The organism is Carboxylicivirga litoralis, from assembly GCF_025499605.1.
Lineage (GTDB): Bacteria > Bacteroidota > Bacteroidia > Bacteroidales > Marinilabiliaceae > Carboxylicivirga > Carboxylicivirga litoralis.
In genome coordinates this window covers 273,528-297,176 of sequence record NZ_JAFMVC010000001.1, presented here as the reverse complement: position 1 = coordinate 297,176, position 23,649 = coordinate 273,528, and the positions used below count along the sequence as shown (strand labels likewise).

Sequence of the window (23,649 nt, the reverse complement as noted above, 5' to 3'; positions counted from 1 at the left end):
ATAGCGAGGGGAGGTGGTTATGTGAATTAAAACGATTCATTCTCCGTTCGATCAATCACTTCCTGCTGTAAATCGGCATTCATATCGTTAAAATAATCGCTGTAACCGGCCATGCGCACTAATAAATCCTTGTAATCTTCCGGGTTTTCCTGCGCGGCACGAAGCGTCGCCGTGTCCACAATATTAAACTGCACATGATGCCCTCCCATGGTGAAATAACTACGAATGAGTTGACCCATCTTGGCCACATCTTCATCGCGCTTGAGCAGACTTGGCAAGAAACGCATGTTCAGTAAAGTTCCGCCTGAGCGTGTGTGATCCAGTTTGGTGAGCGAACGAATAACTGCCGAAGGACCATTCACATCGCAGCCGTGCGAAGGAGACGTTCCATCAGAAATGGATTTACCAGCCAAACGACCATTAGGTGTGGCTCCCATTACTTTGCCAAAATATACGTGACAAGTCGTTGATAACATGTTTAAATGATATTTTCCACCTTTAATATTCGGTTTGCCATCAATGGTTTTTACTAAATCATCGTATACTTTTAAGGCAATATCATCGGCATAGTCGTTGTCGTTGCCAAAGAATGGGGTGCGGTTCACAATGGTCTGTCGCAGTATTTCATCACCATCAAAGTTATTGGCAACAGCTGTTAAAATACGCTCCATACCAAACGTCTGCTTCTCAAAAACATGATGTTTAATTGTTGCTAAGCTGTCGGTTACTGTACCCAAGCCTGTGCACTGAATATAGTTGGTGTTGTAGCGAGGGCCACTGTTGTAATAATCACGTCCTTTGCTGATGCAATCATCAATAACCACCGATAGGAAAGGGGCCGGGGCATATTTGGCAAACATGGTATCGATGTAGTTGCTAACACGCATCTTTTGGTCAACAATAAATTCCAACTGCTTTATAAAAGCGGCGTACAATTCATCATAGCTTTTAAAGCTGCGTGGGTCACCAGTTTTACAACCAGCGAGTTTACCTGTTACGGGGTCGATACCATTGTTAAGGGTCACTTCCAATATTTTCGGAACATTCAGGTAGCCGGTTAGTACATAGGCTTCCTTGCCAAAAGCACCTACTTCGATACAGCCACTGCAGCCTCCTTCGCGGGCATCTTTCAATGATTTTCCTTGAGCCAGCAGTTCTGTGATGTAGGTTTCCGGGCTGAAGACGGATGGATAACCGTGCCCCTGACGGATCACTTTGCAGGCGGCATTCAGAAATTTATCGGGTGTTACATGGCTGATGTGAACCGACGAGCCAGGTTGCAGTAAATGCAACTCTTCCACCACCTCGAGCATCATGTAAGATACCTCGCTGACACCATCGGAACCATCGGCTTTTACGCCACCAATGTTGATGTTGGTGAAATCGTTGTACGTGCCACTTTCTTTGGCAGTGATACCTACTTTGGGCGGTGCCGTTTGGTTATTAACTTTAATCCATAGGCAGCTGATAAGCTCTTTGGCTTCATCGCGTGTGATGGTTCCTTCGGCAATTTCTTTTTCGTAGAAAGGTGCCAGGTGCTGGTCGAAATGGCCTGGGTTCATGGCATCCCAACCGTTGAGTTCGGTGATGGTTCCCAGGTGAACAAACCAATACATCTGAATGGCTTCGTGCAGGTTACGTGGCGCATTGGCGGGTACCCAGCGACACACTTCGGCTATCTTTAACAGCTCGGCTTTTCGTTTGGCATCAGTTTCTGCCTTGGCCTTTTCTTCAACCAGTTTGGCATGACGCTCAGCAAATACTATCACCGCATCGCAGGAAATAGCCATGGCTTTCAATTCTTCGGCCTTGTTATTGGCTTCCGGGTCGTGGAGGTAATCTAACGCGTCAAGGTGTGCTTTAATGTCTTTTTTAAAATCAAGCATTCCCTTTTTATAGATTTTACCATCGAGACAGGTGTGGCCGGGTGCCCGCTGTTCCATAAATTCGGTGAACAAGCCGGCTTCGTAGGCGCGTTTCCATTCTTCGGGCACATGGTTGAAGATGCGCTCACGTTGGGTGCGTCCTTGCCAATACGGAATGACTTCACGCTCGTAAATGTCAATGTCCTCCTGGCTGGTGATATAGCGTTGCTGGTCGCGTGTGTTAAGTACATGAAAATCTTCCACGCTATGGCAGGTTAATTCGGGGAATGTAGGCACGGCTTTGGGATAAGGGCCGCGCTCGCCTACAATCAATTCATCATCGCCCATGTAAAGGGTTTTCTTTTGGCAATGATCTAAAAAGGTTAATGCGCGCAAAACGGGGATTGAATATTTGCCGTAGTGCTCTTTGTAGAAGGCTGTTTGGTGAAGCGCTCTTTCAATAGAAATGCTTGGCTCAGCTTCAAAGCTCAGCTTTCGCAGGCGCTGGATTCGTGGATTCATTCCCGGACCTAATTTATCGCCCAAAGGCTGGTAAAAGTTACCTTCTGCTGATGCAGCTCTTTCGGCATCTTTTACAGTATCTTTCTTTCCAAGAATTTCTTTAATGGTAGGCAGGCCGGCTCCATTCGGATCGGGGCGACCTTTAGTTATGTTTGATTTTGCCATGATAATCGAATTAAAGGCTTGTTATACAACAATAACATAAACAACATGGGTTGTCAATTTTAACAAAAAAAGATGGGGCTACAGTTGAGCTAACTGCATTAGAAATTGAGCTTATAGAACATGAGGCATTCGTATAAGCAGCGGTATCCTTTTATGATGCGCGGATAATTCACTTTAATCAGTTAATTGATTGAGTGTCAAAAATGCGTAAAAAAAGGGATAATGCAAAATAGAAACAGTTGTTCTTTCGATTAAGCAAACCGTCCGTCCGATTTGGTATGTTTTTTTTGTTCATTCCATAAATCATCAAGCCATCCCGATTTTGAACCATCCCGATTGTCGAATTTTGAAAAGAAGGGTTTTATATCGAGCAAGGGTGTTTCATTAAGCATATCGACATCTTCAATGATTAACTCGTTGTTGTTAACGGCAATTAATTGAACGGTAGAAATTCCAATAGGGTTGGGCCGCTTAGGAGCACGCGTGGCGAATAAGCCACGTTTCTCAGTATCCATAAATGGCGTGACTAAAAGACTGTAATCTTCTGCTTTATGGAGATGATAGAGGATGGTTATGTGCGAAAAGCCTTCCAGGTCTTTGAGTCCTTCAACAAATGCTTTGTTCAAAACTATTTTTCCACGAATGCCTTTTGCACCTAGTGGTTGAATAGGCATATTTTGAAGTGTGGTGTGAGGGGTGTATATAGTGCCAATGGGTGTGAAGGATAGTGTTGCCATGGTTTGTGTTATCAATTATTAAACGATAATGCCTGTAAACGATGGCATTAAAATTAACAATTGTTTTTTAACACTAAAAGACGGTTGCCTCTCACGGCAATCGCATTTAAGAAATTGTCTTTTCAACTCAAGCCGTTGAGGCTTCCCCTTTTTGCCTACAGCCCAAAAAAGGGAGAAAAAGGCCGCCGACTTAATCACTCGTTTACCCATTATGACATCACTACGGGAAAAATTTAAAGACTGACAGCTGGGTATCAAATTTTTCTCCCCTCCGTTTATGCCAATGGGTCCCAAACTGCGTTGCTTATGTCGGTATAGCGCGAGCAAAACACTTCTTTAATTTTAAATGCGATTGCCATGGGTTGCCTCTCAGCGAAATGGCTTGCGTACGTTAAATTGTATCCGAAGACTTTGTTTTGCCTAATCGTTTAAAATAAACCGGTTTTCAGGTATAATCACTTCGATGCGGGGTGCTTTATCGTTTTTAGGCGCTGGACGGTTTTGTTGTTTGGCACGTTGGTGTCGTTTTTTAATCACCTCTTTGCGATAGTTTTTGTAGTGCTTGCAAAAATCATCGTACGAAATAGCCTCGTAGTTGCTGAAGGGGTTGTAGACGATATTTGAATTATCCGTTATGTCTACCGCTTGTGCTTCAAGCACCAATACATCATCAGTTGTCATCACCCGTAGTACAACACCCGGTAGTCCGTGTAATTTCCACGGAGCAGCTGTAAAAGGCAGTTCGGTGGTGTAAAAAGCCTGGTACTCACGACCACGGAATTCGGCGAAAGCTGTTTTGCACGGGTAGCCTAATATGGTGTCGCGTTGTCCTACTTCGTTCCATTTAAACAGTTTGAGCTCTTCCTCTATCACATGGTAATCACGTCCCAGGCGCTCTTCGTAAACAAAGTAGTTGTTAGTATAGTCTTTAAATAACTTAGTCGAATCAGTGGTTTGTTTGTAGGTAGCGCGTTTGCCTGCTCCACTTTTGGTGAGTCGTATCGTATAACTAAAAACCTGTTCGTTGTTGGCGACCAATTCCATCATATAGGTATTGGGCTTGGCGTGATTGATATAGTTGTAGGCAATTTTAAGCTCTTTGTTCTGGCTATTGGCCAGGCAAGACAATAAAACGAGAGAAAGCGTAAAAAAAAGTTTCATGCTACTTATATTGAACTATTCGGATAATGTGTGCTGTGATTGCATACGTAGTGCATGAAAAATGTTACAAGAATTTATAAAATGATTGATTTATGCATGCTTCTGGGTGTTTATCTGCCGTTTTAAGAAACACAGGTAAGGCTACCGCTCAATCAAATCCTACTGACTCTGCTATGCGCTATTGCGGTTTGCGCCTGGTATTTTTTGTTAATCGTATATATATCCTTTGTTAGTATAAACTATTTCAAGTCCCTTTTCACTATGATAAAAAATGTGAATGAAGTTATAAACATTTGATTCTTTGAAAACATATCTTTTACCTGCAATTCTTAAGTCAAAGGTGTTTTGTACTTCACTTCTCTTAAATTTTACTGCAGAAGACCATCCCATACCTCCCGTTGTCTGAAGTGTATCTTGGTAAAAATGCTTATTGTTATGGACTAAAATTACTGGAGTCTTGTCAAAGTATTCGTTGAAGTTTACCTCTATTGAATCTCTCAATGGTAAGATTTCTCTTAGGTTTCTTGAGATTCCTGAATTCATAGAATCTATTTGAATCTCAATATTAGTTAACCTTAGATTTAGAGTGTCAGAAAGCAAATATTCAACTGATTTGGTAGAGTCGCTTTTTCTTGAGCATGACAAAACAATCATTAAGAGAATGATTATTAATGACATTCCTCTTAGTGTTCCATTTTTATTATTTTTTGTAGTATTCATTATCTGTTCTGTACTGTTTTTGCTTGGCGCTGGTCGCCGAGGCTACAAACCAACCAAAATTAGCCGGCTCACTTATGCTTTATTAGCCATTGTTAGCGGCTGCCTTTTGTCTCTTAAAATCGTAGCCACAATCAAAACAATGAGTTTTCTTTCTAAACAAGGGAAATGGGGTAGCAATTAGCAAGGATAAAATCAAATACAATATATCCCATTTATAATCTATTGCATAACCATTCTTTGTATTATTTGATTTACAATTAGGACAAATTACAGCAGCATCGGATGTACTTTTAGATGTATAATTATCTACAATTTCTTTATCTAAATAATATTCGACTGGCCTAGGTTTTAGATATTTAAAAACATCTCCATCAAAATCTAATAATTCATAAAAGAAATCTTTCCAAGTGAATTTAAACTTTTTATTAGTTAAAGTTTGAAAATCCTTTTCAGAATCAATTATTAAGCCAATGTCGTTTCGACTTAGAATTGTTGATTTAATTTTTATTGGCTTAATAAGTAAAGCTGGATTTTTACGAATGTCAGATTTTATTCTTAAAATTTCTGTTTGCTTTTCAAATTCCAAATTTAAAATTGATGCTATTTCATATTCTCCATTTTTATCAAACAAATTGCCTTTCTTTATTTGTTCTAATATTTTTTCTGCGAGTTCAAATTGGTCTGAAGGAACTTTTAATTTAACTCCTCCAATTGCAACTGCTTTAAAAGGATTTACCCAAACTATATTTTCATCAAATACAAAACAATTTAAACCTTCACGTTCTAATCTACCTTTTAAAATATGACAGTCAATCGGAATATTTGAACTAAATAATGTTTTAAGTTTATTCATCTGTAATTGTTAGGTTTCAAGGTTGTCGCTAACGTTTATATAAATGTACTAGTACATATCTATTACAAACGAAAATATAAAAAATAATATAGCATATCGTTTAAGAGGTCGGTAAATGTTAAACTTCTGGTTATATGTGCATAGCGCGGTTTGGTTTTAATCGAATCATGACCAGGCCATTCCTGTATATATCTTATGTCGGTTCTATTTTCTAAGTTATGCGTGGCAAGGCTCTTTCCTGATTAGTGCTTCTGAAATAGAATTTTATTCCCTAAACAAGTGAGTTTTTGTGTGGCGATGGTGTCTAAGCCAGAAATAAAAAGGAAGCATAGATGATGTCGATTAACACAGAGGTTTAGCGGTTTTATCGATTGTTTTTGACCCTGGAAATAGCTAAAAAACTACCATTTTTGCACGCTTTGTAAGTTGTTGATAATCAATGTTAACGATGGGGCTAAAAAAACATGCTTATGTTTTGATCAAAACGTAAGCATGTTTTTAGTAAAACGTGCCTACGTTTTTGCAAAAACATAGGCACGTTTTTTTTAAGGACAGGAGAAATGACAAATTATTCTGCCTTTTGGTATTCTATATTTTTTAGCATTTTCTTCAGCTCTTTGCCTGGTGTAAAAATGCATTTCGACGATTTAATGGAATGTGCTGTTATGTCTTCCTCTTTGCTTTCGCCATTACTACTAATACTGATGCGCAGGCTGCCTAAATCGCCTAAACGCACAATAGCACCTTCCTCAAGGCCATCTTGCATCACATCAACTAGTGAATACAATACAGCTCTGATATCGGCGCCGCCTACAGTACTAATTTTTTCGATTCGTTTTGTTAGTTTCTCAAGGCTTAGCTCACCATTGCTTACAGCATTGGCATAGTATTTTTTTTCGCCTCCACCCGCAACACCTGGTTGCCCTCTTTCTATGACTTTGTATTTTACTGCCATATCAATTTGTATTTTATCAGTAAAAAAGCTTGTTGGTTATTGTTTTGCATATTTAACTCCTGTCCCTGTGTTAGTGCCTGGTATTAATTAATACCCAATGGTCAACTTTCTTTTTACCGATTTAGTTTTATATTGCGAAAGTCCGCCGGCCACATCTTCCAATCGGGTCTGCAAACACGCGGTTGATGACCTGCCGGCGGATTATTTCATAATACTTATCATAAACTTACTCTTGTGATTGCATTTGAAAAAATGACAAATGTCAGCATTGTTGGTGGCATGCGCCTGAGAGTACTTTTTGTTTGACGAATAGATTGTTTTTATTGATGAATAGAAAGCGTCATTGGTCGTTACACCAGTTCTTATACTGTACTATGTCATTATCGGGTGTTTAAATTAATATGATTCCCTGAGGCTTGCCTCGGGGTCAGCTTTTTTCTCCCCTGAATTTCACTACTCTTTATACGCTTTATTGTTAAGTATTAAAATACAACTTACTTATCTTTAGCCCTCAGTGCCGGGCAGGCACATCCTTTTTAAAAAGGATGCAAAATTTGATTGAAAGAGGTGATTGCTGCGCACCAGAGATGGATTTATTGCTTCAGACTTACCTTTTCCTTCGTCAAAGCCGTCATTTGTTCATTAGTGTTCGTTTTATATGTATTCACGATTTCCACTTTGTTCCAATTCGCAATATCCACTCTTATCACTGGCTTTCAATCGTTCGAAACTACGTTTCGATTAGGACGAATATCAGGTATGCAGGAACCCTGACCTCAATATTTTAAGCGGGGTACCCATAGATTAAGCGAAGGAAAAGAAAATTTGGAACCGAAGCTGTGAGTCATTAAATTTTCACCGAAGCGTATCGTTATGGGTCGCTGAATATTGTAGTCAATGATTTTTTGCTAACTTTTTCATCGAGGAAAAAGTTTGAGCCTTCGCGGCTTGAGCGACGTATGTAAATCAATATATTAAACAATAATATGGGTAAAGAGTAGCTTTGGCGGGTGAGGTGGTTAAATTAGTTAAGGGGATTTCCCTGTAATGCCGTTAACTTGTTCAGCGCTTTAGTCGGGAGATTAATGACAGCGTTAAATGTTAGTCTTTTTAAGGCTAAGGTCATTAACTAATCGGTATAAGTCAGGCGGGGGCTGTTTTTTAATACACAGCTAATATATGGCTAATATTAACTCAATATGAGTGTAGTAATTTTCCATAAAAACTTCATACTATGAATAGGAAAGGGATTATTACATTGGTATTTGGATTATGTGTCAGCTGCTTAGTTGGTTGCTCCGATTCAGATGTGCCATCAGACAAAGACCTATTGTCTGAATCATTAAAAAACGGAAGCTGGCAGGTAAGCCTTCAGCATGCGTTAACGCGAAACAGTATCGACATTACCGAGGTGCAGCTTCAGTTTTCGGAAGTAGGAATGGTGAATGCTCAAAGTCGAGCGGATTTGAGCGAGATGTGGAATGCCTACAACGGCGCTTATAGCTTGTTTTATGATAGCGATGATGATTATGATCCTGATTATGACGATTTGGATGATAATTATGACCGAGAGAAAAACGAAGACCTCTATGTGTCGTTAGCATTTGGTAAGAGTGCACTGATTGTGCTCAATGACCGCTGGCGGGTACAGCGATTCTCATCTTCATTGGTGGTGTTGCGTGCTGACGATATGGCATTGACGCTAAGCAAAGAGGAGGCCCAGTAACAATAAAGTTATCGTTCACTGACTCCAGGGAACATCTCGCTGAACAGTCTTCGCATTTGCTTCGTATGTTCAGGAGGCTTGAATAACCTGCAATAAATTCTCTTGCTCAAGCTTCTTTTTGAGTCGCTGGTGCTTTTGCCAGAACCGGGCTTCCATTCGGTTCATCACCTCAATGAATTCAGGTTTATTTTTGAAGCTGTCAACCATGGGGTCGAGAGGCGTGAATAAAGGCACCCACAATTGGATATTATTACCTTGAGTGAACAGCTCAAGGTTTTTTATTGATTGCTCCTCCTCTCCCAGGTAAGCATAATAGCTGGCCTTAAATAAATACTGAAAAACCGATTGCTCGTGTTCCATCAGGTTTTTAAACTGCTTGAACAGTTTTTGCTCTTTATCGTGCTGCCCCAATTGTTTGTACACATAGGCCATCTCAAGGTCTTTGTGAGCAAACGCGTTGGAGTTCAAATAATCTCGTATTTCCAGAAACTGGTCGAAATACCTGGCCGCCGTTTCCCAGTTGCGCTGATAGTAATAAACATTGCCTACTTCCTGCATAATATCAAAGCGCGTCGAATCCTTAGCCAGGGCATCTATTAAGAGTTGTCGCGTTTCGTTTAAATCTTTGTTTTTAGCATACATAATGTAGGCTTTCACATATTCTGAGAATAAGTTTCCGGGGTAATAATCTAAGGATTTGTTGATGCTGATGATGGCTTCATCAACAAAGCCATTTTGAACCAGGGCATTGCTAAGATGCAGGTAAATGTAGCTGGCTGTGTTGGCATCGTGTGAGTTGATATCGAGGCTGATGCCTCGCAAGGCATATTCGAGGTACTTCTCTGTGTCGGGCACATAATTGGTGTAAATATCCGACAAAGAGTTGATAACAATAGCCGAGTTTGGATTATACTGCAAGGCTGTTTCCAGGTATTCAATAGCTTGCTTGTAATTATTGACCTGAAGGTAGTAGAGTGCCTTACCTGTTAATGCTTGAGGTAGCGTTGGGTCGTAAAGCAATGCTTTGTCGGCAAAGTAAATAAGGGAGTCGGTATATTTATTTCCGGGAGCTAATAAATCGTGGTAGTAATAGGCAATGGATAAAACGGCATGGGCCAGGGCAAACTGTTCATCCTCTTCAACCGCTTTTCTAACCAGTGGAATGCCTTTAACCAGGCCTTCTTCAGTTTCTTTATTAAGCTGTTCTACACCTTTTAAAAAGTAATCGTAGGCAAGCAGATTTTGGGTTGGTTTCTTTTGAATGCGTTCCTGCTCATCGGGGGCAATCGCTATCTGTACCGAGCTGGCAATTTCCTGGGCTACCTCTTGTTGTATCTGGAAGATGTCTTCAATTTGTCGGTTGTATTGCTCCGACCAAAGATGATTATCTCGTTCTCCTTCAATCAGCTGAACGCTCAACAGAATCTGGTTACCCACTTTTTGTCCACTGCCTTCAACAATGTAGCTTACATTCAGCTCCTTGGCTATCTCGGGAATGCTCAGGTTCGAATGCCGGTATTTCTCAACCGATGTTCGACTGATTACTTTTAATCCCTTTAGTGATTGCAGGTTGTTCAAAATCGATTCCATCACACCATTGATCACATACACATTATTCGCATCATCACTGTCGTTTTTAAAGGGCAGAACGGCGATTGATTTTTCTAATACCGGTGTTGTTTTGGTGGTTGATAAGATGATGCCCAATGCTACTGCCAGAATAATAAGCACTGCCGATGCCCATAGGATGTACTTTGTTATCGGTTTTGTGTGTTGCGTTTCTTTTTCATCAGGAATTTCCTTTTCAATTGGTTGTCGTCCCATTTCACCGGGAGGATAACCATAGTGTTCTCTGAAGCATTTGATAAAATAGGATATGCTGTTAAATCCCACCATAAATGCCACTTCCGAAACCGTTTTGTCTTCATGCTGAAGTATGGTGGTGGCTTCTTCGAGACGTATTTTTCTTATAAACTGACTGGCTGAGCAATTGTCTTCTTTTTGAATGCGGCGTAATAAGTTGGAGCGACTCATCCCAACTTCAGATGCTAATTCAGAAACACCAAACTGTTCGTTGGATATGTTTTTAAGGATGATTTCCTTCAGTTGCTTGCTAAATGCCTTGTTCATAAATGGTGATAATGCTTGTGTTTTCAGTTGTTGAAGATACAAATTTATAGTTAGAGAATGGAGTAGAATCTGGAGGCTTCAATTCGCGAAAATACGTTCAACTGCATCATATTTTACACAGATGCGTCATAATTTATATCACATATCGATTCTTTATGTTCTTGGCTACATGCTTAATAGGTCATGCGTCATCAATTGATGCAACTTTACATCATCGAAATACAATTACAAACCACTCCGCAATTGGAGTTAAAATTAATAGCTATGAAAACGTCAAAAATGAATAAGGTAATGAAGATGTCAGCAATGTTTACACTAAGCTTAATTATTATGTGTGCGTGTGGTACAAAAGCACAAACCGAAAAACAGGTTAATCAGGAGCCTAAGCCTTCTAATGTTATGGATATACATGCAGCCGCTTTTATGGGCGATGTCAATTCCATTAAATACCATATAAAAGCAGGAACCGATCTGAACCAAAAAGATCAGTATGGTTCAACACCTTTAATCACCGCTGCTACTTTTAATAAGGTTGAGGTGGCCAAGGCTTTGATTGAAGCCAAAGCTGATTTGAACATTAAAAACAAAGAAGGTTCAACAGCCTTGCATGTCGCCGCCTTTTTTTGCCGCACCGAAATTGTAAAATGCCTGTTGCAGCACGGTGCTGATAAATCAATGGTGGATGCTTATGGGTCTAACGCCTACCAGGCTGTTTCTGGTCCGTTTAATGAGGTAAAACCTATCTATGAGCAGCTAAATCGCGATTTAGGTGTTTTTGGTCTTCGTTTAGACTATCAGTTTTTAGAAGAGAATCGACCAAAAGTGGCCGCTTTATTAAAATAATGATTGCAATATAAAACCTTCATTTCAAGCTCATGGAAACAACAGAAAGAAGATACGATATTGATTGGTTGCGCGTGATTGCCATCGGTTTGTTACTCATTTACCATGCTGCCATTGTTTTTCAGCCCTGGGGCATATTAATTAGATTTATCCAGAGTAACGAGTCCTTAGAATGGCTATGGATTCCCATGTCAATGATGAATGTGTGGCGTATTCCGCTACTGTTTTTGGTATCGGGCATGGGAGTATGTTTTGCCATTCGCAAACGTTCGTGGAAGCAACTTATTGGTGAGCGAAGCCGGCGCATATTGCTGCCTTTCGTGGCTGGTGTTGCATTGGTGGTGCCTTTGCACGAATTGATTTGGCAAAATCATTATAGTCAGCCGTTTAGTTATGCATTAAGCAGAGGACATTTATGGTTTCTTGGTAATATATTCGCTTACGTCATCCTATTGTTGCCTTTGTTTTATTATTTAAAGGTCAAGGTTAATACCAACTTGTATCAGCGTTTAACCAGGCTGATGAGTCATCCTTTTTCAGTGCTGTTATTAGGAGGTTTATTGGTCGCAGAAACGCTTTGGGTAAGTCCTGAATCCTATGAAATGTATGCTTTAACATGGCATGGATTCTACTTAGGCATACTGGCTTTTGCCTTTGGTTTTGTGATGGCCTACGTAGGCAATGGCTTTTGGAAAAGTATATTGAAATGGCGCTGGCTTTATGCAGGCTTTGCATGTTGCTTGTTTATGCTGCGCTTGCTGGTTTTTGATCTGTTTCCACCCAAATATTTATATCCATTCGAAACGATGACATGGATTTACGCTGTTTTAGGTTTTGGATACAAGTACCTGAACCAGCCTGGTAAATGGTTGAGTTATTTAAGTAAGGCGGCATATCCGGTTTATATACTTCATATGATTTTTTTATATGCAGGGGCAGCTTTTATACTCCCAATTAACTTGCCTGTTGAGCTTAAATTTGTATTAGTCACATTGTGTAGTTTACTGGGGAGTGTGCTTGTTTATGAATTACTGATTAAACGAGTAAAATACCTCGGACTATTCTTTGGGTATACTCCAGCATCTGCAAAAGAGAATCATTCGGTTGAGGCTTCGGCGTTACCAGCGTGATGGTGTTAGATGATCACCAATCAAAAGAGCATATACGCAATTGAAGTTATTTAATTACTTAAAATACGTGATAAGTGCATAGGTATTTGGATGCCTATATAACGTGAAATTTATATTTTTTTAAGATGATATTATAAAGACGCAAAAAGAGTTGTTAATCAGCTAGTATACCCAATGCGTTAACAGGAAGCTTGTGTTTAGCAAGCATTGGCGAACTCTGATGAGGTAACCAATTGGATAAACCTGCGTAGGCAGTAGCATGGGGAAAATAATCACTAGGAATATAGCCATCGTGCTATTGCTTCTGGTTGGTTTACAATTAAAAGGGATTAATGTTGATAGTTTAAAGGGGCGATTGCATGCTGGACATTCCAGGCATCAGTCGGAGGTGTACGAGCGTTTGCTTGAACATTACTATTATAATCATACTGATAGTGCTATTTACTACGCCAATTTATTGTTGACCAATTCAGAAGTTTATCAGCAAGACTCAATGCAGGTAAAGGCATTGATGAGTTTAGGCATCATGTATTACCTGAGGGGTGAGCCAGAGAAGTGTGATGTTTACATTCAAAAAGGTGATAAACTTGTAAGGTCAGACCTTAGTGCAAGAAGCATGCTGACGTATAATTTCTATAAAGGAGCATATAAAATATATACTTCGGAGTTAGACTCGGCTTTGATATTCCTCGATCGCTCTTTAAATCTGGCGCGTGAGCTAAATGATGATAAGTACACAGGTCGCTCGTTAATCAATATAGGTAATGTGTATTGGCATAACGGGCACTATACACTGGCGTTAAGGTATTATCAACAGAGTATTGATTATTTAGAGAAAATATCTGACGAACGTGGACGACTCTATGTCTTGTTTAATATTGCCAATATCTACCGCAGCAGAGATGAAATTCATCAGGGCATAAAATATTATGACGAAGCCTATGAACTGGCTCTTGAGGTAGAGGATATTATTATGCAGGGGGGTATTATGAATAACAAAGCATTGTCGTACGCCTTTTTAAATGAACATGATAGTGCTTTGTACTATGTTGATAAGGCACTTAAATATTACCTGCAAATGGATATTTCAAAGCAGGTTATGCATACGCAATGCAACAAAGCCAGGTATCTTACTGATGTCAATCAATTAGATTCAGCAGCTTATTATCTCAAGCTGGTTGAACAGCATAAGGATATTGACCAATACCCACGCGAACATGTTAATTACCTGTTTGTAAAAGCCAATTATTCTGAAGCACAAAATAATTATCCTTTGGCAATACAATATTTAAGCAAAGCGCAGCAACTGGCAAATAGATATCAGCAGGATGATATTAAACTGGAAGCGCTGGAACTTTTATCTGAAGCGGAGGCTAGAATGAGACACTGGGAAAAAGCCTATGTTTATTCCGATGCAGCTTCTCAACTGCAAGACAGTATTTATGACATCAAAAAGACAGATGAAATGGCATTCCTGCAAAAAGCCTTTGAGCTAATGAAGCAGGAAAAAGAAACGGAACTCCTTAAGACCAAAAGCCAGTTATTGGAGATGGAACTCAAAAACGATAAACATTCATTGGTAAGTATGGTCGTTGCCTCAGCTCTATTAGGTCTTTTAACATTGGTTGTTTTTAGTGCGTTACTCAATATCAGGCAAAAGAAACAGGAGTTGCAGAAGAGCAATGCCCAGCTGATTAAGAGTAATGAGCAGCTGGTGCAGGCCAATGCCGTCAAAAACAAACTGTTTTCGGTATTGAGTCACGATTTGAAATCGCCACTTAGCAGCATTGTTAGTATGACATCGTTGATGGAAATGTCACCGACCATCAGTGAAAATTCAGACCTGCAATTGGTGCATGCTGTAGGAGAATCATCCAATATGATGCTGTCGTTTATCGACAATACGCTTTTTTGGTTTAAAAAAGTACATGGTAACCTTAAGCCTGATTATCAGCCATTATCAATGGAGTTTTTGATGGATGAAATTGATTATTGGTTTCAATCCTTTAGGAGACAGAAAAATATATCACTGCTGTTTGAGGGGGAGGATATCGATATTGTGTCAGATAAAAACATACTGATGGTATTGCTACGCAATGTTGTGAGTAATGCCATTAAGTTTAGCAGCGAAGGAGGTCAGGTTTTTATTAGCTGGACAAATGAAAAAGACCATGTTGTGCTTAGGGTGAAAGATGAAGGCGTTGGTATGTCTCAGGAACAATTAGAGGCCTTAAACAAGCAGGAGGGTATTAATCAGTTTGCCAATGGGACCAATGGTGAAACCAGTACAGGCTTGGGCTTATTCCTGTGTCAGGAGTTATTGCATAGTATTGGCGGCCAAATGCAGGTTCAGAGCACTTTGGGCAAGGGCACCGAAATTATTTGCTACTTAAATAAGAATGTAAATCAGGTTTAGTTCACATTTCTATATTCAGCCGGGCTTAGGCCTGTTTTCTTTTTAAATATTTTGCTGAAATGTTGTGGGTAATCAAAACCCAATGCATAAGCTACCTGGCTTACCGAATCGGAACTGTTCAGCAGCGTCGTTTTCGCCCGGTTGACCACAAAGTGGTGGATATGTTCCTGCGCATTTTTGCCGGTTTCTTTTTTGAGTAAATCACTCAAATAGTTGGATGACAGGTTGAGTTCTGCACCGCAGTATTTCACTGAAGGTACGCCGGTTTCATATTGTTTACCTGTGTTATAGTATGCTTTCAGTACTTTCTCAAAACGGCTGACAGTGTCTTTATTTAAATTTTCACGTGTGTAAAATTGTCGGTCGTAAAAACGGGTGCAATAATCCAGCATCAACTCAATATTCGATATAATCAGCTTCTGGCTGTGTTTGTCAATGTTAGTGCTGTACTCGTGAATGATCTTATCGCGTATCTCGCCAATGGTTGTTTTTTCCTGGTCTGAGAGGTGAAGCGCCTCATTCACTTCATAGGAGAAAAAGGTGTAATCATCGATGTGTTGCCCCAAGTGCGAGCGACGAATTAAATCGGGATGAAAGTTAAGCGACCAGCCTCCTTTTACTTCATTTTTATCCCATTCCTGCTTATCGCCAAAAGTAACCACCTGACCCGGCGCCATAAATATTAAGGTGCCTTCGTGGTAATCATAGTTGTTGCGGCCATAGGAGAGAGAGCCTGATGGGCATACCTTAAACATTACCTGGTACAAGTCAATCGATAAGGTTTTACGAGCCAAATCCATATTGGGTGTAACTTCATCGTGCTTGTAAATGGTAACCAAAGGATGCTTTGGGGCTGCAAGGCCCATGTGCTGATGAACTTCGCTAATACTGTTTATATGTATGATGTCTTTCATGCTTATTCCGTTTTTTGTTTCCAGTTACCGTTACGAATTCTTTGTTTACCCCTTTATCCGTTTCTCAATTCCTCAGTTTTTCAGTTCAACTCATCAACAATTAAACTTCTAAACTAAGCCATTAATATCCACGTTCTCCAGTATTTTTTTGCTCGAAGGCTTTAGCGATACATTAATCAATGCCTGCCCTAGTTTGGTAGTAGTTGTCACTGATTTCATGCGGCGCATTAACGGAAAGAGCGGGCGAAATATGACATAAAACGCATTGTACCAGCCTGTTTTTGACTTGATGCCTTTTTCGGGTAAAATAGCGCCTGGGCGGAAAGCATAGGCATCTCTAAAACCTCTATTCAAAATCAGATTCTCTGTTTTTCCTTTAACACGTGCCCACATTACACGACCTTTTTCAGTACTATCGGTACCAGTGCCGGATACATAACTGAAAACCATTTGTGGATTCAGGCTATAAAGTGTTTCGACCAGCGCTTTAGTCATCGTATAGGTTATTTTGGTGTATTGTTCTTCGTTCAGGCCAACTACTGAAATACCCATGCAATGAAAACAAGCATCATAGCCAGCCAGTTTGTCTTTGATAGGCGAGAAATCGGTGAAATCCTCATGTATAACTTCTTCCAACTTGGGGTGATGCATACTAATAGTACTGCGGTTAATCACCAACACCTTGTCAATGGCCGAACTATCGAGGCATTCCAAAAGAGCGCCTTTACCTACCATTCCTGTTGAACCTGTTATAATTACTTTCATTATTGTGATTTTAAGATATAAAAAACCCAACTAAAACAGACTAAAGATGTTAAAGTACAGCTTTATAGTATAATGAACAATGCAAAAATAGGTTCAAAACAACAAGCTGGTGTATACTTATTACGGCTTGTTGTATATCTATTACAGAAATGCACCTGGGTTATACTTGTCTGTTGAGATATCGGTCATAACTATACCTGTATGTCAAAAAGGATGATCATAGTCAACAGGCTAAAACAAACAAATCCGATAAGCCCTGCTTTTATAAAATCAGATGGATAGCTTTCACGCTTTTGTTTTTCTATGCGTTTCTTAAATGCAAGTACCACTATAAACGGAAGGCAAGCTACGAAGCCGTAACCATAGAATGTAGTTGGATGGTACAGGTCTTCCATCGCCTTTCTGATAAGTCCGAAAAAAATATAGTCCATTATAACGGCCAATACAAGAAAGATCAAACTGTTGTATGCCGCTGCGACCATGCTATTTTTTCCGGGATAAGTGCGAATGCATAAAAATGAGGAGAAGAACCAGATAACAGGTGAAACAGTTAACATTAAGCTCATGCCTAATGTGGCATTGACACTCCATGGAAACCACAATATCAGGTTAGAAAGCCAATAGACAGTAAAACCGACTGTCAGATTGTATAAAAGCCATTTATTCATATTTCGATCTGCGTTTATGTGTTACTAAATTGCTACATGTTTACTTATCCAGTTTTAGTTGAATAGGTATTTGGACATTAAACGAACTACCATCTTGTCTTTTGTTGACATCTCCTATTGAACATGCGGCATATAAAACCTGAGGATTACCATCTTCATCAATTAAAAGAAAAGGTCTTTCCAGGCGGTGCACTTTTATTTTTCCATCGTCTTTCAATGAAATCTCTTTTTTCATAAAAAAAGGATGGGCAGGTTTTACCCATTCAATACCATCTTCAGATTGAAGTAGAGCAAGCCCTGGTTCACCTTCTGTTATTTTGCCTGTAAAGTCTTTGAGTACAGCATAAAAACAATTGTGAGTCTTGTGATACCATACAAAAGGGTCTTCCGCTGAAGCCAATTTTCCATTGTCCAGTTTGATGTCAAAAATAAATTGGTCGGTTGCTGTAAAAGGACCGGTGGGGGAGTCGGCAATGGCAATCCCGTGGACACCTTTCCAATGTGGTTCATAAATATTTCCTTTAAAGTATAGTAAATATTTTCCATCCGAAGGACGTTGAACAACAGCCGGATTCACCACAATAATATTATCAGGTTTGGGTTGGGTACCTTCCGGCGATGGGTTGACAATATTATTTGCCTTAACCCGTGTTCTAGGTTTTAGAAGCGGAGCGTCGGGCCTTATGAAATTGCCTGCCACCAGACTGTCAAAATCATCAAATTCAATAACTCCAATTTTAAAGTTTTGTTGAACCCTGTTTCTTTTATTGACATTCTCACCTTTTGTACCCACGGGTTGAACCCCGGGGTCAACAGAGCCGATATAGTACAGGTAATACTTTCCATTAAATAGTCGCAAATGGGGGTTACTTACCACTTGCGCATCCCAGGCGGTTGAGTCTCCTTCCAAAGCTCTTCCCTTGAGAACAATTTTTTCAAACTTAAAGTCTTTATCCGGATAATCAGAAGTGGCATACGCAATCTTTGAATGTAAAACCCATGAATTAGTAAACGGAGGAATGCTATCCCCGCATTCCCAGGTATTATAAAGCATATGATATCGACCATCTTTCCCTTTGACCACAGTCGCCCCCCACACAAATCGGTTGGGGTCATTCAGGGCCGATGGTCCCACAAGAATATCTTCTTCTACCTTTGCATCAATAGGAAGTGCTTGTATTTCCAATGCCGGGTTATCTTTACTTGTTGAACAAGCTTGCAGCATTAACAGGCACAAAATCATTTTCAGTACATTCATATGTCTTTCTTTTTTCAATTTTCATATTCCGGATTCAACATGCCGGGTATTGGAGCGTTTGTTTCTTTCCACCATTTTTTCAGGTAACCCAACAATTCTTCTGTTTTTTTCTGGTTTGTTTGAGCCAGATTATTACGCTCTCCAATATCCTGCGCCAGGTTATAGAGTTCAACTTCGTCATTTTCGAAATAATAATGCAACTTCCAATCGCCATAGCGGATGACCGAACCAGGACGTGTACGGAACAGGGAATCCCGGTTTTCATTATTATGCTTTTGATATGCCTCCAGGTATATGGGGAAATGCCAATATAAAGGGCGGTTCAGTTGCTCTGATTGGCCTTCTAAAACGGGCGATAAATCACTGCCATCTAACGTCAATTTATCCGAATTGATGCCGGCATAATGCAGGATGGTTGGAGAAATATCCAGTTGAGTAATTGGGATATCGTTTTTCGAATTGGCCTTTATTTTACCTTTCATTACAAAGAAGAAAGGTTCACGAATACCACCTTCGTAATAGCTGCCCTTTCCGGCTCTTAACGGATGCTGATTGGTTATGCCAAAGAGGCCTCCATTGTCAGAAGTAAGAATTATCAGGGTATTATCAAAAAGGCCCTTTTCTTTTAACTTTGTTATTAACAAGCCAATATTTCTATCCAGGTTTTCTACCATGGTGGCATATTTGGCATTATCCTGACCATTCCAGGCTGGTTTCTGTTGGTATTTCTTAAGCAGGCTTTTGACAGGATGGATGGGCGTGTGCACGGCATAAGGAGCGTAGTAAAGAAAGAAAGGATCAGCAACAGTATCGACAAAATGCAACGTTCTGTGCATGATGTGGTCGGTTAAATACTCATCTTCACCTCCTTCAATTTTAACATTTTGATAGGGGAAATAATAGCTTTTAGGATGGCCATTGTGTCCACCTCCAATATTGACATCAAAGCCACGCGTTAACGGATTGTCGCTTAAATGCCATTTACCTGCATGACATGTTTTGTAACCATTTTTACTTAATAATTCAGGAATGATGGCATGTTCTTCGGCTAAGGTCGTTGTGTTTTTAGCAGGTATAATTTTCCGGGTTTTTGAATCACCCCTTTCAGAGGAGTTAACCGTGTAAATGCCATGACGTGGCGTCCATTGTCCGGTCATTAAACAGGCTCTGCTGGGTGCGCAATTGGACGAGGCCGCATAACCATTGGTGAAAACCATGCCTTCGCTTGACAACTGATCAATGTTAGGTGTTTCGTAAAAGCCGCTTCCCATGAACCCAACATCTCTCCAACCCATATCATCAATGTTGATAATAACAATATTGGGCTTTAATGTGTCGGGTGTTTTTTGATGACAGGAGCTAGTTGCTATCATGGAAATAATAGCAAGGGCAGTTATCAATTTCGTATTAAGGGTTTGTGTTTTTTCGTTATTCTTAATTGACATAGCTTATTCTTGAAAGTTGAAGCGGACTTTAGCCCTTTAAATTGCTACTGTTTCGGCTATTATTTTCATACGTTGTTGGCTACAAATTTATTCATTCTTAATTTGTTTAATTTTATCTTTTACATCCCAAATTTCTTTAATCGCATAGGACCTTTCATAAGATTTTATTGCTTTATCTTTGTTTCCTTTCATTGAGAATACTTGTCCCAAAAAATAATATGTTTCGTATGGAGCTTTGTAATTCTCCAGGTTTAAGCGTAAAAGGTCGAGAGCATCATCATACTTTTGTTTCGTACAGAAATGCATGGCATACTCATTTACCAGCTGTTCGGGTAATGCAACATGAATCTTATATCTGTCTTCATTTTGTTTTATATGATTCAGGATGTTCTCTTTGTCAAAAGAATGGATATATCTATTGGAATTTTATAATCTGAGTATAACTGTTCTAAGCCGTCATAAATTGCTTTTAGAGTCATTGAAACATGGTCTTCATTTGAGTAAAACTTAAAATCCCAGGATACTTTTGTAGAATATTTGGATTCTACAAGCTCAGATAATTCGATATTAGGTACAATTGTAGTTGAATCAACTAGTCCGCATGCGGATAGGAAATAATTCGATTTTATGGTGTCCTGATTTGAAATATAAGATTCTAAATCTGTTGTAATTGTTGGGTCTACAAATATTGCAGGGTCAGCAGCAAAATACACATTAAAAAGCTCGTTGTAATTTGTGAAAATATGGTTAACACAGACACCAGCTAACGAGTGACCAAACAGTAATCTATAATCATTTGTCCTGAAATCATTATCTATTTTAGGGATTAATTCTTTCTTAAGAAATGCAATAAATTGGTCAGCGCCACCTCCATTCGGTAATATTTCTATTGGATTAGGTGTATAATCTCTCACTCTGTCATTATCATTAGAAACAATGCCAACAATAATCATTCTTGGCATCCTTTGTACAAGTCTAGACATATGATTTACAACTCCTGTAATTTGATGAAAGTGTTCTTGTCCATCTAATAAATACATTACAGGATAGTCATATATTGATTTATCATAGTCAGATGGTAAATACACCCAATATTCTCTACTTTCACTTAAAACCTTGGATTCAATTATATATTTTTGCCCGATAGTAATTGGTTCTTGATTCTGCCCAAATGATTTTGCAAATGAGAGCAATGCAATTATTGATATGATTATTATTCGTGTCATGTTCTTTTTCATTGCAGCCAATATATTTATAACCGCATGGTGTTTACATTTTCTATACGGAATCTAAAGGTGCACAATACATTACATATGGGCAAGTATTGCGCCCCCAGATATGTTAACTACCCAGAATGTCATTCAAGGGATTAATTATGTTTCTGTAGGTTCAATACCCATTTACAAGTGGTTTGCTCCAAAAAAAAATGGCTTGCACGAAACTAAAAGCAATCTTTCTCCGTTTATATTATGCTTGGAAAACAATTTAAAATCTCACGATTATGGACGGAAAACAACTAATTGCTTTAGTAGCAATTGTAATGTCGAGCCTTTTTATGGCTTGCAGCAACGATGATGGTCATTCATCAACAGGAACCTTAAAGATTAATTTAACGGATGCGCCCTTCCCAACAGACCTTGTTGCAGAAGCGAATGTAACCATTAACAAAATCGAAATCAGGAATGCTGAGGATGAAGAAGAAGGACCGTTTATTGTTGTTTCAGAAGAAGAAATGAGCTTTAATCTTCTTGACTTAACCAACGGTGTCACAGCTGGTTTGGTTGACCTCGAGATAGAAGCAGGCGAATACGACTTGATTCGTTTGTATGTGTCAGAAGCTTCTATTGTGCTGAAGGATGGTACAGAACATTCGCTTAAAGTACCAAGTGGATCGCAAACAGGTATTAAGATTTTTCTTAACCCAGCCCTTGTTGTAACAGGCGGTCTTACCAGTGAACTATTGCTTGATATGGATGTTAGCAAATCATTTGTACTGAAGGGTGATTTTTCTTCGCCAGAAGGGATTAATGGGTTTAACTTTAAACCAACCATTAAGGCGAGCAATATGTCAACTGCCGGCCGTTTAACGGGTGTGGTAACTGACGCTGACCAGGTGGCCATTGAAGGCGTGCAGGTGTCAATAATGATGGGAGAGGAAGTGTACACCACTTCATTTACGGATGCCGAAGGCAATTATGCAGTGTTGGGTGTTGATGCAGGCAGCTACTCCGTAGTGTTTGAAAAAGAAGGTTATGAGCAAGTAGTCGTTGAGGCAGTAGAGATTATAGCTGCCAACAAAACCACACAGGATGCACAGCTAACAGCGATTGAAACAACCGAAGAACCAACAGAGTAATCGATTGACTGAATTATAAAAAGGGAGCTATATGTTTCCCTTTTTTCCTGAAAGTTATCAAACCGCTTAGCGCCTTAAATGGGCTAAGCGGTTTTTCATAGCAGTTGGTGTTTATATCGTTCATTTAGTCATCCGGTTTTGTTTTTCAGCTGTTTGCCGGGCCAGCTGATGACAAAAGCTTTGCTCTTCATGGCCCGAGTGGCCTTTGATCCATTTTAGCACCATTAATTTTCCATCGCACAGTTGATGCAGTTCTTGCCAGTAGCGGGCAAATTTTACTTTGGCCCCAAAAGCTGTTTGCCAATTGTTGTGTTCCCAGAAGTAAACCCATTGAGCCAGGCCTCGAATTACAAAGCGGCTGTCCGTAAACAATTGCACCTTATTTTTCTTTTGCAGCCGCTCCATGCCATCAATAACTGCTAGCAGCTCCATGAGGTTACTGCTTCCCTTGTCAAACGAACGGCTAAAGATTTCCTGATGACCATCCGGAGTTTCCAGCAATCCGGCATAGGCCGAGTGGCCTGTTTCACATACGTGTGAACCATCGGTATACAGTTTATGAAAACTGCCATTAGAGCTTTTAGAAGCATTTATGGTCAACTGTTTGTGACGCCTGTCGATGCAAATGAATTGGTTAAACTGCCTTTCATTCAAAAACGGAAAGTCTTCAATAAACACACAATTAATATTTTGCCCTACTGTTACGCAACCTTTTAAGGCTGAGTTTAGTACCTTCTTCAGTTGAAAACGATTACGGATAATAATGATGGATAAGGAATTGCTAAACTTAATGCTTAGTTCTTTTAAAGCAGTATGATACTTTATCTGATTGTTTGCAGACTGGTGCTCAACAAGGCAAGTTATGACTTCATTGCTAATGCTTGTAACTTGTATCTTGAGCTTTACAATATTCATCGTGGCTTCATTTGATGGAAGTAAGATAGTGAAAACGCGTTGAAATACATCCGATATAAAACAGAAACGGCTACCGTAAGGCAGCCGCTTCATTGTTGTCGAGTG

At 39.6% G+C, this 23,649-nt stretch carries 20 protein-coding genes; 5 read left to right on the top strand and 15 right to left on the bottom strand.

All coding sequences use genetic code 11. The annotated features are described in order from the left end of the window. Positions 1-26: 26 nt before the first annotated feature. The 6 genes from hypD to J1N10_RS01215 form a co-directional block, all read right to left on the bottom strand. Positions 27-2,552, bottom strand: coding sequence for a trans-4-hydroxy-L-proline dehydratase (gene hypD / locus J1N10_RS01240; RefSeq protein ID WP_262324851.1), 2,526 nt, complete (start codon positions 2,550-2,552; stop codon positions 27-29). Between the two features lie 251 nt (positions 2,553-2,803). Then, complete coding sequence (gene tsaA / locus J1N10_RS01235; protein WP_262324850.1) at positions 2,804-3,289, bottom strand: tRNA (N6-threonylcarbamoyladenosine(37)-N6)-methyltransferase TrmO; 486 nt, start codon at positions 3,287-3,289, stop codon at positions 2,804-2,806. A 420-nt stretch (positions 3,290-3,709) separates the two neighbouring features. Continuing rightward, entirely contained in the window at positions 3,710-4,450 is a 741-nt protein-coding gene (locus J1N10_RS01230; RefSeq protein WP_262324849.1) for a GLPGLI family protein, read from the bottom strand. 207 nt (positions 4,451-4,657) lie between these two features. Beyond that, the gene (locus J1N10_RS01225) at positions 4,658-5,170 is read right to left on the bottom strand and encodes a hypothetical protein (RefSeq protein ID WP_262324848.1); all 513 of its coding nucleotides are present in this window, start codon (positions 5,168-5,170) and stop codon (positions 4,658-4,660) included. An 82-nt stretch (positions 5,171-5,252) separates the two neighbouring features. Then, positions 5,253-6,023 (bottom strand): putative signal transducing protein, encoded by a 771-nt coding sequence (locus J1N10_RS01220; protein WP_262324847.1) that lies wholly within the window; start codon positions 6,021-6,023, stop codon positions 5,253-5,255. Positions 6,024-6,591: 568 nt separating this feature from the next. Then, positions 6,592-6,978 (bottom strand): HU family DNA-binding protein, encoded by a 387-nt coding sequence (locus J1N10_RS01215; RefSeq protein WP_262324846.1) that lies wholly within the window; start codon positions 6,976-6,978, stop codon positions 6,592-6,594. 1,234 nt (positions 6,979-8,212) lie between these two features. On the opposite strand from J1N10_RS01215, the gene J1N10_RS01210 reads away from it, so the two are divergent. Continuing rightward, positions 8,213-8,704 carry a hypothetical protein gene (locus J1N10_RS01210; protein WP_262324845.1) on the top strand — a complete coding sequence of 164 codons (492 nt, stop codon included), beginning with the start codon at positions 8,213-8,215 and terminating at the stop codon, positions 8,702-8,704. A gap of 69 nt (positions 8,705-8,773) precedes the next feature. Here the strand turns inward: J1N10_RS01210 and J1N10_RS01205 are convergent, their stop codons facing one another. Further along, positions 8,774-10,834: a helix-turn-helix domain-containing protein gene (locus J1N10_RS01205; RefSeq protein WP_262324844.1), complete on the bottom strand. Its 2,061-nt coding sequence runs from the start codon at positions 10,832-10,834 to the stop codon at positions 8,774-8,776. 264 nt (positions 10,835-11,098) lie between these two features. Here J1N10_RS01205 and J1N10_RS01200 point away from each other — a divergent pair, with 264 nt between their 5' ends. From J1N10_RS01200 to J1N10_RS01190, 3 genes are all read left to right on the top strand, one after another. After that, entirely contained in the window at positions 11,099-11,677 is a 579-nt protein-coding gene (locus J1N10_RS01200) for an ankyrin repeat domain-containing protein (RefSeq protein WP_262324843.1), read from the top strand. Positions 11,678-11,709: 32 nt separating this feature from the next. Next, positions 11,710-12,807: an acyltransferase family protein gene (locus J1N10_RS01195; RefSeq protein ID WP_262324842.1), complete on the top strand. Its 1,098-nt coding sequence runs from the start codon at positions 11,710-11,712 to the stop codon at positions 12,805-12,807. Between the two features lie 259 nt (positions 12,808-13,066). Further along, positions 13,067-15,223, top strand: a complete 2,157-nt coding sequence (locus J1N10_RS01190; protein ID WP_262324841.1) for a sensor histidine kinase — start codon at positions 13,067-13,069, stop codon at positions 15,221-15,223. Here J1N10_RS01190 and J1N10_RS01185 read toward each other — a convergent pair. The 7 genes from J1N10_RS01185 to J1N10_RS01155 all read right to left on the bottom strand — a co-directional run bounded on the left by J1N10_RS01185 (position 15,220) and on the right by J1N10_RS01155 (position 21,511). Beyond that, positions 15,220-16,137, bottom strand: a complete 918-nt coding sequence (locus tag J1N10_RS01185) for an AraC family transcriptional regulator (RefSeq protein WP_262324840.1) — start codon at positions 16,135-16,137, stop codon at positions 15,220-15,222. The two genes, J1N10_RS01190 and J1N10_RS01185, sit on opposite strands and share 4 nt — an antisense overlap. Positions 16,138-16,245: 108 nt before the next feature. Further along, a complete protein-coding gene (locus tag J1N10_RS01180) occupies positions 16,246-16,902 on the bottom strand; it encodes an NAD-dependent epimerase/dehydratase family protein (protein ID WP_262324839.1) in 657 nt (218 codons plus the stop codon). Positions 16,903-17,093: 191 nt separating this feature from the next. Beyond that, entirely contained in the window at positions 17,094-17,570 is a 477-nt protein-coding gene (locus J1N10_RS01175) for a hypothetical protein (RefSeq protein WP_262324838.1), read from the bottom strand. 40 nt (positions 17,571-17,610) lie between these two features. Beyond that, entirely contained in the window at positions 17,611-18,828 is a 1,218-nt protein-coding gene (locus J1N10_RS01170; protein WP_262324837.1) for a glycoside hydrolase family protein, read from the bottom strand. A gap of 14 nt (positions 18,829-18,842) precedes the next feature. Then, a complete protein-coding gene (locus J1N10_RS01165; protein ID WP_262324836.1) occupies positions 18,843-20,273 on the bottom strand; it encodes a sulfatase in 1,431 nt (476 codons plus the stop codon). Between the two features lie 87 nt (positions 20,274-20,360). Next, positions 20,361-20,579: a tetratricopeptide repeat protein gene (locus tag J1N10_RS01160; protein ID WP_262324835.1), complete on the bottom strand. Its 219-nt coding sequence runs from the start codon at positions 20,577-20,579 to the stop codon at positions 20,361-20,363. A 74-nt stretch (positions 20,580-20,653) separates the two neighbouring features. Next, on the bottom strand, positions 20,654-21,511 hold the full coding sequence (locus J1N10_RS01155) for an alpha/beta hydrolase (protein WP_262324834.1): 858 nt from the start codon (positions 21,509-21,511) through the stop codon (positions 20,654-20,656). A 263-nt stretch (positions 21,512-21,774) separates the two neighbouring features. Between J1N10_RS01155 and J1N10_RS01150 the strand changes: the two genes are divergently transcribed. Next, positions 21,775-22,629 (top strand): DUF4382 domain-containing protein, encoded by an 855-nt coding sequence (locus J1N10_RS01150; protein WP_262324833.1) that lies wholly within the window; start codon positions 21,775-21,777, stop codon positions 22,627-22,629. Between the two features lie 120 nt (positions 22,630-22,749). Here the strand turns inward: J1N10_RS01150 and J1N10_RS01145 are convergent, their stop codons facing one another. Further along, positions 22,750-23,544 carry a ribonuclease H family protein gene (locus J1N10_RS01145; RefSeq protein ID WP_262324832.1) on the bottom strand — a complete coding sequence of 265 codons (795 nt, stop codon included), beginning with the start codon at positions 23,542-23,544 and terminating at the stop codon, positions 22,750-22,752. Between the last annotated feature and the right edge of the window lie 105 nt (positions 23,545-23,649).

What these genes read in the sequence shown, in the direction of transcription:
- hypD (WP_262324851.1), bottom strand. Translation starts at nt 2,552, where the DNA reads ATGGCAAAATCAAACATAACTAAAGGTCGCCCCGATCCGAATGGAGCC.
- tsaA (WP_262324850.1), bottom strand. Translation starts at nt 3,289, where the DNA reads ATGGCAACACTATCCTTCACACCCATTGGCACTATATACACCCCTCAC.
- J1N10_RS01230 (WP_262324849.1), bottom strand. Translation starts at nt 4,450, where the DNA reads ATGAAACTTTTTTTTACGCTTTCTCTCGTTTTATTGTCTTGCCTGGCC.
- J1N10_RS01225 (WP_262324848.1), bottom strand. Translation starts at nt 5,170, where the DNA reads ATGAATACTACAAAAAATAATAAAAATGGAACACTAAGAGGAATGTCA.
- J1N10_RS01220 (WP_262324847.1), bottom strand. Translation starts at nt 6,023, where the DNA reads ATGAATAAACTTAAAACATTATTTAGTTCAAATATTCCGATTGACTGT.
- J1N10_RS01215 (WP_262324846.1), bottom strand. Translation starts at nt 6,978, where the DNA reads ATGGCAGTAAAATACAAAGTCATAGAAAGAGGGCAACCAGGTGTTGCG.
- J1N10_RS01210 (WP_262324845.1), top strand. Translation starts at nt 8,213, where the DNA reads ATGAATAGGAAAGGGATTATTACATTGGTATTTGGATTATGTGTCAGC.
- J1N10_RS01205 (WP_262324844.1), bottom strand. Translation starts at nt 10,834, where the DNA reads ATGAACAAGGCATTTAGCAAGCAACTGAAGGAAATCATCCTTAAAAAC.
- J1N10_RS01200 (WP_262324843.1), top strand. Translation starts at nt 11,099, where the DNA reads ATGAAAACGTCAAAAATGAATAAGGTAATGAAGATGTCAGCAATGTTT.
- J1N10_RS01195 (WP_262324842.1), top strand. Translation starts at nt 11,710, where the DNA reads ATGGAAACAACAGAAAGAAGATACGATATTGATTGGTTGCGCGTGATT.
- J1N10_RS01190 (WP_262324841.1), top strand. Translation starts at nt 13,067, where the DNA reads ATGGGGAAAATAATCACTAGGAATATAGCCATCGTGCTATTGCTTCTG.
- J1N10_RS01185 (WP_262324840.1), bottom strand. Translation starts at nt 16,137, where the DNA reads ATGAAAGACATCATACATATAAACAGTATTAGCGAAGTTCATCAGCAC.
- J1N10_RS01180 (WP_262324839.1), bottom strand. Translation starts at nt 16,902, where the DNA reads ATGAAAGTAATTATAACAGGTTCAACAGGAATGGTAGGTAAAGGCGCT.
- J1N10_RS01175 (WP_262324838.1), bottom strand. Translation starts at nt 17,570, where the DNA reads ATGAATAAATGGCTTTTATACAATCTGACAGTCGGTTTTACTGTCTAT.
- J1N10_RS01170 (WP_262324837.1), bottom strand. Translation starts at nt 18,828, where the DNA reads ATGAATGTACTGAAAATGATTTTGTGCCTGTTAATGCTGCAAGCTTGT.
- J1N10_RS01165 (WP_262324836.1), bottom strand. Translation starts at nt 20,273, where the DNA reads ATGTCAATTAAGAATAACGAAAAAACACAAACCCTTAATACGAAATTG.
- J1N10_RS01160 (WP_262324835.1), bottom strand. Translation starts at nt 20,579, where the DNA reads ATGCATTTCTGTACGAAACAAAAGTATGATGATGCTCTCGACCTTTTA.
- J1N10_RS01155 (WP_262324834.1), bottom strand. Translation starts at nt 21,511, where the DNA reads ATGAAAAAGAACATGACACGAATAATAATCATATCAATAATTGCATTG.
- J1N10_RS01150 (WP_262324833.1), top strand. Translation starts at nt 21,775, where the DNA reads ATGGACGGAAAACAACTAATTGCTTTAGTAGCAATTGTAATGTCGAGC.
- J1N10_RS01145 (WP_262324832.1), bottom strand. Translation starts at nt 23,544, where the DNA reads ATGAATATTGTAAAGCTCAAGATACAAGTTACAAGCATTAGCAATGAA.